The organism is Epilithonimonas tenax DSM 16811 (assembly GCF_000428485.1).
Lineage (GTDB): Bacteria > Bacteroidota > Bacteroidia > Flavobacteriales > Weeksellaceae > Epilithonimonas > Epilithonimonas tenax.
In genome coordinates, this window is sequence record NZ_AUAA01000001.1 from 139,806 (window position 1) to 158,586 (window position 18,781).

General features: G+C 38.8%; 11 protein-coding genes and 2 tRNA genes. 8 read left to right on the top strand and 5 right to left on the bottom strand.

The window, feature by feature from the left end:
- The first annotated feature begins 97 nt into the window (after nt 1-97).
- The 3 genes from F564_RS0100635 (at nt 98) to coaD (ending at nt 2,081) form a co-directional block, all read left to right on the top strand.
- Nucleotides 98-463: a diacylglycerol kinase family protein gene (locus F564_RS0100635; RefSeq protein ID WP_028120890.1), complete on the top strand. Its 366-nt coding sequence runs from the start codon at nt 98-100 to the stop codon at nt 461-463.
- A gap of 116 nt (nt 464-579) precedes the next feature.
- Nucleotides 580-1,563 carry a D-alanine--D-alanine ligase gene (locus F564_RS0100640; RefSeq protein WP_028120891.1) on the top strand — a complete coding sequence of 328 codons (984 nt, stop codon included), beginning with the start codon at nt 580-582 and terminating at the stop codon, nt 1,561-1,563.
- Between the two features lie 56 nt (nt 1,564-1,619).
- Nucleotides 1,620-2,081: a pantetheine-phosphate adenylyltransferase gene (gene coaD, locus F564_RS0100645; protein ID WP_028120892.1), complete on the top strand. Its 462-nt coding sequence runs from the start codon at nt 1,620-1,622 to the stop codon at nt 2,079-2,081.
- Between the two features lie 74 nt (nt 2,082-2,155).
- Here coaD and F564_RS0100650 read toward each other — a convergent pair whose 3' ends face one another.
- The 5 genes from F564_RS0100650 to F564_RS0100675 all read right to left on the bottom strand — a co-directional run bounded on the left by F564_RS0100650 (nt 2,156) and on the right by F564_RS0100675 (nt 12,735).
- The gene (locus F564_RS0100650; RefSeq protein WP_028120893.1) at nt 2,156-8,878 is read right to left on the bottom strand and encodes a T9SS type B sorting domain-containing protein; all 6,723 of its coding nucleotides are present in this window, start codon (nt 8,876-8,878) and stop codon (nt 2,156-2,158) included.
- Nucleotides 8,879-9,289: 411 nt separating this feature from the next.
- Nucleotides 9,290-9,362, bottom strand: a tRNA-Phe gene (locus F564_RS0100660).
- Between the two features lie 118 nt (nt 9,363-9,480).
- Nucleotides 9,481-9,553, bottom strand: a tRNA-Phe gene (locus F564_RS0100665).
- A 91-nt stretch (nt 9,554-9,644) separates the two neighbouring features.
- Nucleotides 9,645-11,489 (bottom strand): lysophospholipid acyltransferase family protein, encoded by a 1,845-nt coding sequence (locus F564_RS0100670; protein ID WP_028120894.1) that lies wholly within the window; start codon nt 11,487-11,489, stop codon nt 9,645-9,647.
- A 7-nt stretch (nt 11,490-11,496) separates the two neighbouring features.
- Nucleotides 11,497-12,735: an aspartate kinase gene (locus tag F564_RS0100675; protein ID WP_028120895.1), complete on the bottom strand. Its 1,239-nt coding sequence runs from the start codon at nt 12,733-12,735 to the stop codon at nt 11,497-11,499.
- A 240-nt stretch (nt 12,736-12,975) separates the two neighbouring features.
- Here F564_RS0100675 and fbp point away from each other — a divergent pair, with 240 nt between their 5' ends.
- The 5 genes from fbp to F564_RS0100700 all read left to right on the top strand — a co-directional run bounded on the left by fbp (nt 12,976) and on the right by F564_RS0100700 (nt 18,777).
- A complete protein-coding gene (fbp, locus tag F564_RS0100680) occupies nt 12,976-13,995 on the top strand; it encodes a class 1 fructose-bisphosphatase (protein ID WP_028120896.1) in 1,020 nt (339 codons plus the stop codon).
- A 65-nt stretch (nt 13,996-14,060) separates the two neighbouring features.
- Nucleotides 14,061-15,074 (top strand): o-succinylbenzoate synthase, encoded by a 1,014-nt coding sequence (locus tag F564_RS0100685; protein WP_028120897.1) that lies wholly within the window; start codon nt 14,061-14,063, stop codon nt 15,072-15,074.
- A gap of 96 nt (nt 15,075-15,170) precedes the next feature.
- Nucleotides 15,171-17,549 (top strand): M1 family aminopeptidase, encoded by a 2,379-nt coding sequence (locus F564_RS0100690; protein ID WP_028120898.1) that lies wholly within the window; start codon nt 15,171-15,173, stop codon nt 17,547-17,549.
- Between the two features lie 52 nt (nt 17,550-17,601).
- Nucleotides 17,602-18,327 (top strand): DUF3108 domain-containing protein, encoded by a 726-nt coding sequence (locus F564_RS0100695; RefSeq protein WP_028120899.1) that lies wholly within the window; start codon nt 17,602-17,604, stop codon nt 18,325-18,327.
- Nucleotides 18,328-18,495: 168 nt separating this feature from the next.
- A complete protein-coding gene (locus F564_RS0100700; RefSeq protein ID WP_028120900.1) occupies nt 18,496-18,777 on the top strand; it encodes a co-chaperone GroES in 282 nt (93 codons plus the stop codon).
- The last annotated feature ends 4 nt before the right edge of the window (nt 18,778-18,781 follow it).

Here is an 18,781-nt window from a genome sequence, read left to right on the forward strand (position 1 = left end):
AAATATTTTTAAGGTTTGCAAAGGTACTTCGACAGGCTCAGTATAAACTTCAACTCAGCAAAGAGTAAGAATTATTATTTAATTTTATAAAATCAATATGAAAAAACCGCCATTTCACAAAAGCGTTCAGTTCACAATCCGTGGCATCTTGTGGATTTTGAGGAACGAACGTAATTTCCAGATCCATATTTTGGGATTGATCCTAAATCTTTTTCTCATCGTTTTTCTTGGTCTTTCCAGTTTTGAAAGCGCGTTGATCATTCTGGTTTCATTCTTCGTCTTGGTGACGGAAGCTTTGAATACTTGTGTTGAGAAAATCTGCGATTACATTCAGCCGGAATTTGATTTGAGAATTGGAATTATTAAGGATTTGGCTGGCGGAGCGGTTTTGTTGGCGACTATTTCTGCTATTTGTGTTGGGATTTTGGTTTATTGGTCTTATTTGAAATTGTTTTTTTATTAAAATTATTTTAAATTAATTTCGTTTACCCCAACCCTAAAGGGAGCAAAATTAATTTAAAGATTTAATCACCATTTTTTACATAAAATTTTTACATTTGTTTTCAATATAATTCTAGAATGAGCAAAAAAAACATCGCCGTCGTAATGGGCGGATATTCTGATGAATACAAAGTTTCTCTAAAAAGTGGACAATTGATTTTCGATTCTTTGGATCGCGAAATTTATCAAGTTTACAAAGTGGTCATCCTGAAAGACGAATGGTATTTCCTTGATGAAAACGAACAGAAAAACCCAATCAACAAAGCAGACTTCTCTGCCGATCTAGGAAATGGAGAAAGTCTGAAATTTGACGCATGCTTCAATACCATCCACGGAACGCCTGGCGAAAACGGAATCTTACAGGCTTATTGGGACGCAGTCGGACAAAAATATACAGGTTGCGACTTTTACCAAAGCGCATTGACCTTCAATAAAAAAGACACCTTAGCGGTTCTTTCAAAATACGGAATTCCTTCTGCGAAAAGTATTTATCTGAGAAAAGGCGAAGCTATTTCTGATGACAAAATCGTGGAAGAACTCGGATTACCGCTTTTCGTGAAGCCCAATCAAAGTGGTTCTTCTCTCGGAATTTCTAAGGTTAAGGAAAAAAGCGAACTGAAAACTGCACTTGAAATTGCTTATAAAGAAGATGATGAAATCTTGATCGAAAGTGCTTTGATTGGAACTGAAGTTTCTGTGGGCGTTTTGGACTACCAAGGTGAAGTGATCGTTCTGGGCATTACGGAAATCATCCCCGACAAAGAATTCTTCGATTACGAAGCCAAATATGAAGGCGCTTCTCAGGAAATTACGCCTGCAAGAATAGACGAAGAGACCACAAAAAAGGTGGAAGAAATCTCTATTAAAGCTTACAAATCTTTGGGAATGAGTGGATTCTCCAGATCAGAATTCATCATTGTGGACAGCATCCCTTATCTTTTGGAAATGAATACGAATCCTGGATTTTCGCCGGCAAGCATCCTACCACAACAGGCAAAGATCTACGGAATCTCCATCAAAGATCTATGTGGAAGCGAAGTGGAGAAAGCATTGAAAAAATAATTATAATTTGGCCAAAGAAAAGTCTTTGGCTTATTTTTTTTTAAAATCTGAAATAAATGAAAATTGCTGTTTTCCCCGGATCGTTTGATCCTATTACACTTGGGCATTATGATATTGTAGAACGCGCCGTTCCGCTTTTTGACAAGATCATCATTGCTATCGGAAAGAATTCTCAGAAAAAATATATGTTCTCTTTGGAACAACGTAAAGAATTTATCAGAAAAACATTTGAAAAATTCCCGAATGTGGAAGTGGATGATTTTGAAGGATTGACGATCGACTATTGTAAAAGTAAAAACGTGAATTTCATTTTGAGAGGTTTGCGCAATCCTGCCGATTTTGAATTTGAAAAATCAATCGCTCAGACCAACAGAGCTTTGACCAGAGACAATACCATTGAAACCATTTTTCTTCTCACATCCTCCGGAAAATCTTACATCAGCAGCAGCATTGTGAGAGAGATCATCTCTTACGGCGGAAATTATGAGATAATGGTTCCGGATGCGGTAAGGGCTTAAGAGACCTAAAGACCTGTTTATCAAACAGAAAAGACGCCCGATAGAGCGTCTTTTCTGTTTTTAAATACTAAAATTTAATTTCTATTTTTTATGACAACATATCCTGTCAGCAATCTGCCATCTGTAAGTACGATATGATACCAGTAATTGTCTGTCGGCAAAGGGCGTCCCAGAAAAGATCCGTTCCAGAAAAACTGACCTTTAACAGTTGTTTCCAAAACCACCTTACCATTTTTATCCATCACACGAACAACAGTGCCAGGATAATTTTCCAAACCTTCTATCTCCCAGCCGTCATTCACGCCATCTCCATTAGGTGTGATGATATTATTGATTTTAAAAATTGTAAAATCTTTAATTGTTACAGCACAGATATTTGTTTTTTCCCTAACATAGACTTTGTGTACGCCTTGTGAGAGATTTCGGAAAACGTTAGAATCTTGCCAATCTTTGTCGTTATCTAGAGAATACTCATATGTGAGAGAACCTTTAACAATGACTGTCGCAGTTGTATTTTCTATCGTAATATTTGCCACCTCAGGACCTGAGTTGCCCGGGATATTATCAGATGTTATCATAATCAAGATTGGTAATCTCTGTACACTCTCACATCCGTCAACAGTTTGAGTAGCGTAATAGGTAAAGCCATCCTGCAAAGCAGTGACCGAAGGTAACGGCGTCAGAGACAGCTTGTCTGAATACCATTTGATATGACTCCCCGTAATTTTGATATCGTCTAATTTTGCATTTGTGCTGATACAGAATAACTGCGGAGAACTTCCCGTTGGAGGTAAAGTTGCTGTGATGTTAACATTTACTGGAACACGCACGCTCTCACAAGTTGCAATAATCTGAGAAGCGTAGTAAGTATTCCCATCAACCAAGGCTGTGGAGGGCTGCAATTGATGACCACCAATTGCGGCATCATACCATTTCACATCTGTTCCTGTTATATTTACATTCCCGAGGGTTGCTTTGTTTTGAATACAAAAACTCTGCGTAGGTGATGCCAAAGGTGTTGGCGTCGTATTAACATATGTATTAATAACGACCTGAGCAGGATCTGATATACATCCAATCGCATTTTTATACCTGATCTTATAAGTATCTGGCACCAAGCCTCTGAAAGAATTAGAACTCGCCCAAGAAACACCATCATCTATAGAATACTGAACTGCTGAAGTCGTAATCAAAATCTCACCACTTGCATGATGACAATCTAGCTGCTGAACTTGAAACAGCGCAATTACAGGTGTATCAATAGGTTTTTTAACCACTACCAGAACAGCTGCAGATTCGCAACCAGCAGCGTTTTTTGTTTTTAATTTATAATTGCCCGGAGCCAACTGCCCAGAATTTGCGTTAAGCGAATAGGTTACACCATCATCAAAACTGTAAAAAGCAGCAGGCGTCGAGATCGTGATATCGCCAAAAGGATTGGCACAAGAAGCAGGCTGATTCACCACATAAACTGGCAGAACCGGAGCATTCGGAGGCGTATTAATCACCACAGAAAGTGCAGGTGAAGGACAGCCGCTACTGGATAATTTTTGTCTTACCAAGTAAGTACCCGGCGAAAGCATTGCATTAGAAACCGTCACCCAGGTAACACCATCATCAAAACTGTAATAGGCTGCAGGCGATATTACAGATATATGACCCGTAGTGGCAGTGCATCCTAAAGGTTGAGTTACAGAAACCTGTGGCTGAAGCGGTGTAATAGGTTTTATATTGACTGTTACCATTGCTGCTAATGAGATACAGCCGGCAGCGTCTTTTATCATTAGGTTATAAGTTCCTGGCGGTAGATTAGATCTGGTGTCAGATGTACCAAATGTAAGTCCGTTATCAAAACTGAATTCTGCGGCAGAGCTCGTAATTTTGATTATTCCCAAAGCACTGTTGCAATCAGGATGCGTCACAGAATAGACCGGAGCAGGCAACGGCGCAGGCGTGGTGATGACTGCAGTTGCAACATTGGATATACAGCCGGCAGCGTTTTTCACCTTGATCTGATAGTTTCCTGGTAAGAGGCCGCTTTTTGTATTAGAATAGGTGAAGGTCAATCCATTATCAAAACTGAAAGTGGCGGCAGGGCTTGTTACCGTGATACTACCTGTGGCAACACTGCAAGTGGGTGCTGTCACAGAAACAGTAGGCGCAGCAATAGCAATCCCGGAATCCAGATTGACAACAGTCGTAAGAGACTCGCAGCTGTAAGCATTCACTTTGATTTTGATAATATAAGTCCCAGAGCCTAGATTGTTTTTGACAGGATTGTTTGTCCAAGACGCACCATCGTTAAAAGAGTAACTGCTTGCTACAGTATTGATCTTTATACTACCATCTGTACTGTCACAAGCGGTAGGCTGCACTGTTGCGACCACCGGAGCTGCAGGTATACTGGGACTAGAATTAATATATGCATTAGCAGTTTGAGAAACGCATCCAAAACTATTTTTTATCAAAACATTATAGTATCCAGAAGCGGCATTATTCTTAATAGGACTAGTAACCCATGTTGCACCATTATCAAAACTATAAAGATCTGAAATGGTTTTAACAATAATAGAACCTAATGGTGATGCGCAGGTTGGCTGGATCGTCGTAACCTGCGGAGAACCGAGATAATATTTCTGAACACTCTTTCCTACAGCAGTAGAAACACAACCAATTGAGTTTTTTATTTTTATATAGTAATACCCTGGCACTGGGTTGAGTAATGTAGAACTGGTACCCCAAGTCGCACCATTATCAAAAGAATAAAATGCAGCATTCGACAAGACTGTGATGCTACCATTATTACCACATGTAGGCTGCACAACGTTCACCAATGGCTGTGGCAGATAATAGGTATTGATCGAGATATAGAAGGAATTGGATCTACATCCTTGCGCATTTTTTATCACAACATTGTAAGATCCTGTAGTGAGATTTGTTAAAACAGAATTGGTTGTCCAAGTATTTCCGCCATCAAAACTGTACTGGGCTGCAGGCGTAAGTACTTTTATACTTCCATTTTGACCACATTTTGGCTGGATGATCTCAACATCCGGTTTTGGCAGATAATAGGTGGAAAAATAGACAGAAGTGTTGTAAGTATCGGAGGTACAGTTAAGATTATTCTTGATGGCAATTCTATAAGACGTTCCTGACAAATTGGTAAAAACAGGACTGGAGCTCCAGGTATTACCACCATCTATACTGTAAAAACTAGCTGGTGTTGTAATCGTAATAGAAGCTCCTACCCCACAAGAAGGCTGAGTAGAGGTATACGAAGGGTTTTCTAAATAAAATGGTTTAAGATTAACACCAACAGTAGAGGATGTACAAGTTGCATCCTTTATCATAACAGAATAATAACCGGGATTCAAATTAGAAAAGACAGGATTGGGAGCCCAAGTATAACCACCATCTATGCTATAAAAATTGGCAACAGCATTTACAGTAATACTTCCCTTCGTTCCGCAAGCGGGCTGAACTGCAGTGACAGATGGCTGTGGCAATCTCGTATCGTCCAAGTCCACATAAATATTATTTGAAATACATCCTGATTTTTTAACTACCAAACGATAATAACCTTTTGTAAGATTGGAAAAATCCGGATTGATTGACCAGCTAGAGCCGCCATCTATACTGTACTGATCGGCTGCTGACGTGAATTTTATACTTCCAATGGTATTACCACAACTTGGACTTACCGCAGTATAAGTGGGATTATCAAGGTAAATTTGGCTAAAATAAACAGAAGACGCATCTGATATGCAGCTCAGACTATTTTTGACAACTACGTCATAACTGTAATTAGTCAAATTCGTAAAGACAGGATTAGAATTCCAAGTATATCCACCATTGATACTATAAAAATCAGCTACTGTATTCACGGTAATACTTCCCTTTACGGCACACGTAGGCTGTACAACCGTTATTGATGGTTTCGGCAATTTTTGCTGATTCAGCGAGACAGATTGTGGATAAGATTTACATCCTGTATTATTTTTCACCATAATATAGTAATACCCAGCTGGAAGACTTTTGGAGTTTGTGGTTACCCAAGTTGCCCCATTATCAAAACTGTAAAAATCAGAAACACTATTGATTGTTATCTTACCATTGACGCCACATCCGGGTTCTTCCGTAGTATAAATTGGACTTGGAAGTGTAGGAGGATCTAATCTAACCGTTTGCGACTGAGAAATGCAGTTTGCGCTGTTTTTAATTTTAATTTGATAATTACCTGGTGGTAACTCTGCAAGATTACTAGTTGTCCAGGTGGCACCATTGTCAAAGCTGTATTCCGCTGCTTCTGTTTTTATGTAGATACTACCGTTTGTTCCACACTCTGGCTGAATGGTTTCATATTGTGGCGCCTGGCTTTCAAATTTGTACACAGAAATATATGAATAATCAGAGGTACATCCCAGATAATTTTTAACTCCTACAGAGTAGTTCCCTGCAGTTACATTACTGGAAACATTGGAGCTTGCCCAAGTTACACCTCCGTTAAAAGTATAAAAATCTGCCGGTGTATTGATTGTGATTGTTCCTAAAACAGCACATGCAGGACTTACCAATGTATAATCTACATTGCCAAGCGTCTGGCTTTGTATGAGGACGACTTGAGCATTTGAAATACAGCCAGCTGCATCCTTTGTTCTTACGATATATTTATCTGGCTGCAGTTTGTCTGCCACAGGATTGGTTACCCAAGTCACCCCATTATCAAAACTGTAATATGCCGCAGTAGTCGTTACAGTGATACTTCCCGTATCGCCACAAAATCTTGGCTGGGTTGCGTTGGTATTAGGTACCTGTAATAATGATTGGATGATGTTGACCTCCTGAGAATACGAAGTGCAACCTTTGAGCGTTTTGATCTTCACATAGTATTTTCCTGGATACAGATTGGTTTTCGTACCATTGGTAGTCCACGTCGCACCATTATCAAAACTGTATTCTGAAGCAGGAGACGTTACCTTTATGGTGCCATAAGAGACAAAACAAGAAGGCTGAGTAACAAGCAATGTTGGAGAAACTGCAGTTACACTGGGTTCTATACTTACACTGGCAGTACTGCTACAACCATAACTATCCGTAACAGTAACAGAATACACCCCAACATCGGTTACAGTAATGGTTTGTGTGTTTAATCCGTTAAAGCTCCATAAATAAGAACTCCCGGGAGATGCAGTTAGCTCTGTACTCCCAGAGCATACGTTGAGGACTCCAGTGATATTCGCAGTAGGATTTCTTACTTCCAGTGCAACCGGTATAATCTTGTAACAGCTTGGATCTTTGGAAACCCTTATATAAATAGTACTTGTACCGGATTGGTAACTTGTAGAGCCCGAGATACTGTTGGCATTTGTAAAAGCATCATTGTAATTTTTGAAATATGAAAAAGTAAGACCTACTGTAGAAGTTACGACTTTGTTATCAAAATCCGTCAGATTAAAATTTTCTAATGCATCTTGACCAATATCACACTTTGAAAGCTTTGCCGTTGTGACCGGAATATGACAAGATGATGAACAATTGAGGAAACTAATATCCCAACCATCATTGGCATCTGTATCTGATGCATTGGAGAAAAAATTACCGCCTCCACAAGAACTTCCCTGTATATCATAATCAATATAAACACCCACATTATAATTGGACTGACTTACGTTGGGGACATCAGCACTGTTGAGAACAAAATTGAATTTTTTATTAACATTGTCAATAGTGGCTGCTTGAGTCGTATAGACAGCCGTACCAGTTTCATTGAACAATTTCAGTGTGATATTCTTCACAGAAGCCGTGACACCGCCAGAATTCGGAACAGTAAAAACACCCGAAACATTCAGTGGCAAACTAGGACACACAGCATTGAGAGGATCTAAATTGATACTTCCTATAAAACTCTCGTTAGAGTGCAGAAGACAAATATCATCTACATAAGCATAACCAAAATGACCTCCCAAACCGCATCTGGATGCCATAAACTCTATCGTAAACTCTTCATTATTAGGGATGGCAGAGATATCCAATATCCCGGACTGCCAATTGGCTGTATATAATGTTACATAACCATAGCTGCCATCTGGGACCTTTGTAAAAATACAGTTTTTCTCATCTCCTACAAGACAGAACTCACTTACAACCTGGTTATTTTTGTTAAGAACCCTAGCTTTAAAAAATGCCTGATTATCAGTATGGCTATTATCATACACACTTTGTAGAATAGCTTTATAATTAAATTTCAGAAAATTTTCATTATTGGTTTTAAATCTTTTTCCCTGAACAATTGCCCCATACGTGCTCGAGTTTGGATAATTAATTTTCAAAGCATATTGATCAAACGCTTTGATATCACCCATATACCTATCAATAAGATTAGCGGGAACCGTGGTTGCCATCTCATTGACTGCCGAAGGGTCATATTGATTGATATAGGTATCAGCTTTATTAGATATAGACCTACACTGCGTAGGACCGGGAGGATCTCCGATGTTGTACAAGAAGTTTTTAAGATAATTGGCGCCAGCCACGGTTTCTATCTGTTCAAAACCGCCATTGGAGCACATCTCTACCGCTGTTAGTGCAGTTTTTTTCATGTTTTTCTTTTCAAGAAGCACTTTAGCAACACGATCTTTCAAAAATTTCTGTTTGAGACTTTGATCCGTAATGATTTTACCATTCCCATCTTCTACAATACCATTGGAAAGGTAGTTAATAGTATCATTTTCATGAATATGCTGGGCAGTAAGGAAAGAAACAAGGAATAAAAATAGTACAAAATAATACTTTTTCATGCAATTTAATATGAAATTAGTTTTTACAAAAGTATCCTTTTTTTTAAGATAAATTTAACACTATATCCAAAAATTAATACATCGAGCCTCTGTCCCACTTGCGACAAAGGGTTTTTAATATTTTTTAAAAAAATTAATTTCCAAAATAGTCGACTGCAAATTTCATCCTATCTTCCAACGATAGATCCAAACAAGCATCCGGCAGTATTCCAATATAATCAATCGGACAACCTGGCCAGTGCATCGCCCTGTAAGGTTTGCGGGCTAAAGCATTTTTCCTGTTCAGGTTGTATAAACTTTTTGCCTAGTTCCCAAGTTTTGAGATTGATCGGATCAATCCCACTGATCCCAAACTTCACTTCTATAAATATAAAGACATAAAAAAACCGCCTATAAATAGGCGGTCTTCAGTGGTTTCTCCAGGGATCGAACCAGGGACACATGGATTTTCAATCCATTGCTCTACCAACTGAGCTAAGAAACCATTTCTCTTTTTGTTCTGAGTGGCGCAAAAATACACCCTTTATTTTTAAACTGCAAATGATGTCAACATCAAATTCACATTTTGATAAAAAAACCACCTAATACAGGTGGTTTCTTAGTGGTTTCTCCAGGGATCGAACCAGGGACACATGGATTTTCAATCCATTGCTCTACCAACTGAGCTAAGAAACCATCACTCTTTTTGTTTGAGTGGTGCAAAAGTATAGCCTTTATCCTTACGATGCAAATTATATTATAATTTCTTCTGCTTTTTATATAAAAATCACTGATTATCAGAAGATTTTTTTTCTGTCTGGGATTTGAAAAAATCACTTAATTCTTCCAAAACCGGCTTTATTGTGTCTTCCGGAAGATCACTAATACGGATGTACATCAGGCCATCAATCGCATCATTGAAGTTTGGATCCACATTAAAGGCGATCATCTTTGCATTCTGCTTGATATATTTTTTGATCAGAACAGGCAATCTAAGCTCGGGCTCCAGATCATCAATGATCTTATCCAGTTTATTGAGATCAGCATCGATATCTTCAAAAAACAACGCTTTATCCCGCTCTTTCATCACCACTTTGAATTCATTCTTTGGGTGAATATATTGTGCCACTGCAGAATCATAATAATGCGATCGCATAAACTCTATCATCAATGATTTTGAAAACTCAGAAAACTTATTGCTGATACTTACACCGCCCATCAAAAATTTATGCTCCGGATTTCTAAGACAAACATGCACAATGCCTCTCCAAAGTAAAAATAAAGGAAATGGCTTCTGCTGGTATTCAATGGAGATATAAGCGCGTCCCATTTCTATCACTTTACGGAAGAATGGCTGCAATTCCGGATCGTACTCAAAGAGGGAACTCGTGTAGAAGCCAGCGATCCCGAATTTTTTCATAACTTCAGAACCCAAAGCCATCCTGTAAGCGCCGACCAGTTTTTTATCGGCATTATCCCAAAGGAAAAGATGGTGGTAATGGTTGTCATATTCATCCAAGTCAAAAGGAAGATTGGTACCTTCTCCAATGGCACGGAAAGTCAGCTCTCTTTGGCGTCCTATTTCCCTCATTATAAAGGGTATCTCTGCAGATGTCGTAAAAAACACATCATAGTCGCCGTGAGAAAACAGCTTTTTGTTCTCTGTATTTTTAAGGGTATTAATTTCGTTTTCTATATCTTCTGTAGGCGTAGCATCTATGATATTCTGGACGATATTATTCTGTTTCAGCAATGGAAGTTTGAGTGCCATATTTGGCAGTTTCAGCTTCTCTGTGATACTTCTTCTTTTTTCGTAATAAGACTTCAGCATATAGACCTTATTATAAAGATAATCCCCTAGTTCCTCAATCGTCTCCTCCTCTTCCATCTGTTTGACAGAGATGGGTTTGCCAATTCGGATCCTGATGGGTTTATCCCGCTTGCGCATCATTTCCGTTGGCAACATCAGGGTCTGTAGATCTGGATGCAGCTTGGAGACAGTATAGAAAATCTTACTATTGTTGGCGTGGAAATACATTGGAACCACAGGAACTTTTGCTTTCTTAATGATCTTAAGCGCTGTTTTCCCCCACGGTCTGTCTAATATTTCGCCATATTTATTATTCTTATTGGATACTTCACCAGCCGGAAAGATGCCCAGACATCCACCTTCTGAGAGGTGACGAAAGGTTTCTCGCATTCCGGAAGAACTACTGTATGCGTCCTTTCTCTCTTCAAAAGGATTGACAGAGATGACGAAAGGATCCATCGGCTTAATTTTCGAAAGTAGGAAATTTCCCATCACTTTGAAATCAGGACGTACACTCAGAATGATCTTGCACATCAGTATCCCATCCAACGCACCCAGTGGATGATTGGAGACAATAATAAATGGCCCGGTCTTAGGGATTTTCGAAAGATCTTCTGCAAAGACAATGTAACTGAGTTCCTGTGCTTTTACAAATTCATCAAAGAATTCTACGCCTTTTGTATGGATCAACTTGTTGTACAGTGCATTGACTTCATTTATTTTAGTAAGATTCATGATAGCCGATGCCACTGGTCTCTTTAGAAAACCAATTTTATCGAGTCCGGCTGCTTTTATCAAGTCTTCTTTGGAAATTAAGCTCATAGTGTTTTTACATGGTTACCATTTGAAAGGTTTTTTTGGAAATCTGTTCCAGCAGTACTTTTTTATCTTTGTAAAATTTTTCCAGCTTATCCAGTTCTGCATTTCTAACGGTGAACAAGGAAACGTTTTTCGTCATCTGCGTGATAAAGCTCTGCTGAAGCTCTTCATTAAAATCATTAGCCATTCCGAATTTATCTTCCAAACATAAAGCTAGTGAAATTGCTGAATTCTGCATCAAAGAAACTTTAATTTTATATTTGGCCAGAAGTGTAAAGATCAAACTCATGTGATCCTCTGCTATGAACGAGAAATCACGCGTTTCAACATTCAGCAGCGTTTGGTTTTCTTTCAGGATATAACTTTCTATCAATTCGTTTTCTGTGGAGTTTCCCACCTTGGTTCCCGGTTCTTGCGGTTGCAGAAATGATTTTACAAAAAAAGGAATATTTTTCTGTTTTAGGGGCTGCAATGTTTTTGGGTGAATCACCGATGCACCATAATACGCCATCTCAATCGCTTCCTCGTAAGAAATAAAGGACAGCAATTCTACATTTTCGAATTTTCTTGGATCACCCGTCATTACACCCGGAACATCTTTCCAAATGGTCATCTCGTCTGCATTCAGGCAATAAGCAAAGATCGCTGCGGTATAATCTGATCCTTCTCTTCCTAAAGTCACTGTAAAATTATTACTTTCTGATCCTATAAATCCCTGCGTGACATAACAATTGATCTTATCCAGTTTGGAAATATTTTGTTCTGTTTCCTGCCAGTTGACGATTCCTTCTCTGTAATTGCTATCGGTCTTGATATAGTCTCTCGCATCCAGCCAATGGTTAAAAAACTGAATATCATTAAGATACTCACTTAATATTTTGGACGATATCATTTCGCCACAGCTGACCACTTGGTCATAAACGAAGTTATAATTGGGCGACTTATTTCTTCTTAAAAAAGAATCGATGTCATCAAAAAACAAAGAGATCTCTCCAAAAACCGGATGATCTTCTGAAAATAAACCCTTGGCAATATCGATGTGGTCCTTCTTTATCAGCTCTATTTCTTTCTGATAATCCTGTTTCTTGAAATAATATTCTACTACTTTTTCCAAAGCATTGGTCGTTTTCCCCATTGCGGAAACCACAAGCAGACATTTTTCAAAACCTTGAGTTTCCAGAACCAAGGCTACATTTTTCACTCCTTCTGCATCTTTCACAGATGCACCACCAAATTTGTAAACTTTCATTTAGATTTTAGCTTTTTTAGAACAAGCTTTTTTTATATTAATATTAAGAAGGATTTTTTTCAAGCCTCAAAAATATTAATAATGAACGAAATATGAAAATTGAAGCGGCTTTTTTTAATGACTCAAAATGAGATACAAAACCATATTAATCAGATTAAAATGATTATTATCAATTAGTGATAAATTTTGTTCCATGTAAATAAAAAAAAATATAGTTTTGTAAAACTCAAAACTACAATAATGTCAAAACAAGCGCTACAGACTTTAGGAGAATTCATCATAGAAAAACAGGACGACTTCAAATACTCTACAGGAGAGCTTTCCCGTCTTATCAGCTCGATAAGAATTGCCACAAAAATTGTCAACCGGGAAGTGAACAAAGCGGGCATTGCAGACATTATTGGAAACGTCGGCAATATGAATGTCCAAGGCGAAGATCAGCAGAAGCTGGATGTTTTGGCCAATGACATCTTCATCGCTGCACTTTCTCAGAGAGAAGTGGTTTGCGGCATTGCATCTGAAGAAAGTGATGATTTCATCGAAGTGAAATGTACAGAAAATGCCCACCTCAGTAAGTATGTTGTTCTGATCGATCCTTTGGATGGTTCTTCCAACATTGATGTGAATGTTTCCGTAGGAACTATTTTTTCGATCTACAGAAGAGTTTCTGATCCGGGAAGCCCTGTGGAGTTGAGAGATTTTCTGCAAAAAGGGGTGAATCAGGTTGCTGCAGGATATGTTGTTTACGGCTCGTCTACAATGATCGTGTACACCACCGGCAACGGCGTCAACGGTTTTACTTTGGACCCATCCATCGGCACTTATTATCTGTCTCACGAAAACATCAAATTCCCTACGATGGGGAAAATATATTCTATTAATGAAGGCAATTACATCAAATTTCCCCAGGGTGTGAAAGATTATATCAAATATTGCCAGGAAGAAGAAGGCGACAGACCTTACACCTCCAGATACATCGGATCTTTGGTATCCGATTTCCACAGAAATATGCTAAAAGGCGGCATCTACATCTATCCACAGACTTCCCACTCACCTAACGGAAAATTAAGATTGCTTTACGAAGCCAATCCGATGGCATTCTTGGCAGAGCAGGCTGGCGGAAAATGCACCGACGGTTTCAAAAGAATTATGGAGATAGAGCCAACAGAACTGCATCAGCGTGTGCCTTTTTTCTGCGGAAGTGCAGCAATGGTCACCAAGGCAGAAGAGTTTATGGCAAAAGCAGTGAATAAAAATTAAAATCAACAATTATTAAATGATACTAAAGGCCGATTTCTTCGGTCTTTTATTATTTTTGCAATATGATGGACGCCAAATTTCAAAAGTACATTCTGAATTTCAAACAGCCAAGCGGAACTTCCCGAGGTATTTTGAACACAAAAGAAACTTATTTCCTGGAAATTTCTGACAAAGGAAAAACCGGAATTGGAGAGTGCTCTCTTTTCCGAGGGTTAAGCTACGATGATGTCCCAGATTATGAAGAGAAATTACTTTGGCTTTGCAATAATATCAATGAAGATGTGGACATATTAAAAGAAAACCTAAGTCAGTTCCCATCAATCATTTTTGGATTGGAGCAAGCTTTGGCAAACATTACCCGCGATACAAACATCTACTTTCCTAGTGATTTTACAGAAGGCAAAGATTCTATCAAAATCAATGGATTGATATGGATGGGAAATGAAGATTTTATGCAATCCCAAATCGAGGACAAACTGAAAAACAACTTTACCTGCATCAAACTCAAAATTGGGATAAACTGGCATTCTGAGAAGGACGTTATCAGATCCATCCGAAAAAAATTCCCGAAAGAGCAGATTGAACTGCGTGTGGATGCCAATGGTGCTTTTTCCCCAGAACAGGCAAAAAATATTTTGGAAGAATTGGCAGAACTAGACATTCACTCTATAGAGCAACCCATAAAAGCAGGAAGCTGGAAAGCGATGGCAGAACTTTGCAAAAACACACCCACACCCATTGCTCTGGACGAAGAGCTCATCGGCATTGTACATACTCAGGCAAAAAAAGAACTCCTGGCAGAAATCAAACCTCAATATATCATCTTGAAACCAAGCTTAGTAGGTGGATTTTCCGGTTCTGACCAATGGATCGATCTTGCAGAAAAAAACAACATCAACTGGTGGGTGACCTCGGCTCTTGAAAGCAACATCGGACTGAATGCGATTGCCCAATACACCTACAACAAAAAAAATCCAATGCCGCAAGGCTTAGGCACCGGCGGCTTATTCACCAATAATTTCCCAAATCCTCTGGCTTTAGAAGGAGAAAACCTGTGGTTTCGACAATCATATTTATAGAAAAAACACCAATAACCCATTTCTATTTCAAATTTATTAGTAACTATTTCCTAAATTTGATGACATATAATTTTATAAGTCATTAATTTTTCGAAAATGAAATTAAAAGTTCTAAGTCTTCTCGTCATCAGTGTTTTTTTCAGCGCTCAAAATATTCAAAATAATCCTGGGAGCAACCACGGAAACAAATTTGAACAACTCGGCACCATTCTCCCCACGCCAAATACTTATAGAACAGCTTCTGGAGCGCCGGGACAAGCTTATTGGCAACAGCGTGCAGACTATGATATCTCTGCCTATCTGGACGAAGACAAAAGAAATTTAAAAGGTTCTGAAACCATTACCTACTATAACAATTCTCCCGATAACTTAGAATATCTATGGCTTCAATTAGATGAAAATCAGCAGTCTTCTGTGAAAAACGCAGATTACCCAACTTCTTCTACCCTGCCAAAAGGATCAAATATAGATAGGCTAAAAACATCCGAACTTCCTGCAAAAGATGATGGCTATGGTGTGAATCTGGAAAAAGTAACAGACGCCAACGGCTCACCTATCAAATATGTCGTGAACAAAACGATGATGAGAATAGACCTTGCCAAACCTTTGAGAGCTGGAGACCAATTTACTTTCAAAATAGATTGGAATTACAACATCCCAAACCGTACGGAAAAAGGCGGTCGTGGTGGTTACGAAAACTTCCCTGAAGATGGCAACGATCTTTATACAATGACGCAATGGTACCCAAGAATGTGTGTTTACAGTGATTTCCACGGCTGGCAGAACCACCAGTTTACCGGGCGTGGAGAATTTGCTTTGGTTTTTGGAAACTTCAAAGTGTCCATGAATGTTCCGGCAGATCACATCATTGGCGGAACCGGCGAATGTAAAAATTATAATGAGGTTTTGACTTCGGCTCAATTAGCAAGATATAAACAGGCAGAAAATGCCAACGAACCGATTGAAATTGTGACGCTGGACGAAGCTAAAAAAGCAGAGAAAAACAAATCCAAAGAGAGAAAAACCTGGAAATTCGAAGCAGAAAACGTACGTGATTTTGCTTGGGGTTCTTCCAGAAAATTTGTTTGGGACGGCATGCGTGTCACGATTCCCGAAAACAACAACAAAGTGATGGCAATGAGTTTTTACGGAAAAGAAGCGTACGGACTTTACAGAAAATTCTCTACAAAAGCGGTTGCGCACACGATCAAAACTTATTCTGAATTCACAATTCCTTATCCGTATCCAGTGGCACAATCTGTTGAAGCTTCCAACGGAATGGAATATCCAATGATCTGTTTCAATTATGGAAGAACCGAGAAAGACGGAACTTATTCTGAAGCAATCAAAAACGGAATGTTGGGCGTAATTATCCACGAAGTTGGACACAATTTTTTCCCGATGATCATCAACTCGGACGAGAGACAATGGTCTTGGATGGATGAAGGTCTTAATACATTTGTTGAATATCTTACTGAAGAAAAATGGGATCATAAATTTCCTTCCAAACGTGGACCGGCGTGGACAATCGTAGATTATATGAAACTTCCGAAAGACGAATTGGAGCCAATTATGACCAATTCAGAAAACATTGCGAGATTTGGACCGAATGCTTACTCCAAACCGGCAACCGGACTTAATATCCTTCGTGAAACCATTATGGGAAGAGAACTTTTTGACAAAGCATTCAAAACCTATGCAAAAAGATGGGCCTTCCGTCATCCGGAACCTGCGGATCTTTTCAGAACGATGGAAGATGCAAGTGGCGAAGATCTTGATTGGTTTTGGAGAGGCTGGTTCTATAGCACAGATCCTGTAGATATCGCGATCACCAAAGTGACAGCAGCTACGCCGGATTTCGATGCACTTCCTAGAGAGGCAAAAGAAACCAAGTATAAAACTGATTCGCCAGCTGTAAACGAATTCCAAGATATCTCGAAAATCAGAAACAGAAATGAGAAAATCAAATTCTATGTGGATGGCGACAAAGGGGTTCAGGACTTCTACTACCGCTATGACAGAGGCGAAGAAAAAGTGGACACTTCTAAAGAATATACTTTAAAATCGCCAGCTTCCGAAAAACTGTCAGCACAAGATAAAACGCAAGGTGCTAACAAAAACATCACCGCCTACCAGATTGATTTTACAAACAAAGGTGGACTGGTAATGCCCATTATTCTGGAATTCACTTTTGAAGACGGATCCAAACTGAATGATAAGATCAATGTTCAGATTTGGAGATCAAATGAGCAGAAGGTTTCCAAAACTTATTACTTCGGTAAGAAAATAAAATCCATCCAATTGGACCCAATGAAAGAAACGGCGGACATTGACACCTCCAACAACTATTGGGCGGCGAGTACTTCCACAGAAGCACCTACAAAATTCCAGGTTTTCAAACAGGCACAAAAAGAAACGGCAAGAGGCGGCGCAAGTGGAAAAGTAAATCCAATGCAGGCTGCAGGAAAAAAGTAAGTACCGATTGCTGTAACTTTATCACCATTGGCACTACTTATAATTAAAAAATATGAGAACATTTCTTATTCTTTTAATTATAAGTAGTGCTAATTTTTTTTCTGCACAAAGCATACTTACACCTTCCAATGTCAAACTTAACCCAAAGTATATTCAGAATGAAATATCAGAAGCTGTCTGGTCTGCAGAACGAGCTGGCTCCAAAATAGAAATCGGTAGGGTAACAACGGAACTGACGAAATTAAACAAGAAAGAACTCCTCATAAAAACAACCGTCAAAATGAATCAGAATCCTGATGCGGCATGGGTAGATTCGACTATTATTAAAATTCTGGATTTTCAGCCAGTTTACCATTCGTCTTCCAATTCTATGAGAAATATGGCGCTCAAATTGGGTAAAAACAGAGTGACTGGATATTATCTTGATAAGAAAACGCAAAAAAAGGATCTGATTGATGAAGCGACAACATCAGCTTATTTTGACAGCAACAGTTATCCTGCTTTAATTCGATTTTTGCCATTAAATGAAAATAACACAGCTGAAATCTCCATTTTCGATTACAATCCGACAGCCAAAAAAGGCATCATCAAAGCTTATATCGAAAAGGTGGAAAAAGGAGAATACAATGGCCAGAAAGTCTGGATCGTGAAAACGACCGATGATATCCAGGACAGGAAAACGGAGAGCACTTATTATATAGATTGGAACACAAGAAAGGTATTAAAACAAGACATTAATGCAGCTGGAAGAAAAATGACAATAGAGACCACAGAATAACCCATGAAAGTTTACCAAACCGGTAAACTTTTTTTCTGCCAAAATTTCAGTTTTGAAATAAATATCTGCCAAATCGAACAATCATCGATCAAGTCATCAGCATCAACGACGTTGGCACATTGTTGGAGATGTAGGAAATAGAATAAATATTAAAAATCAAATATAATTATGTCAGTAAATTTCAGACCATTAGCGGACAGAGTTTTGGTAGAGCCAACACCTGCAGAAACTAAAACAGCATCAGGAATCATCATCCCGGACACTGCAAAAGAAAAACCTCAGGAAGGAACAGTTGTAGCCGTTGGTCCAGGAAAAGTAGATGAACCAACTACTGTAAAAGTGGGAGACAAAGTGCTTTATGGAAAATATTCAGGAACAGAACTTAAGTTTGAGGGAAAAGATTATCTTATCGTAAAAGAGGGCGATCTACTTGGAATAATAACTAGCTAATTGC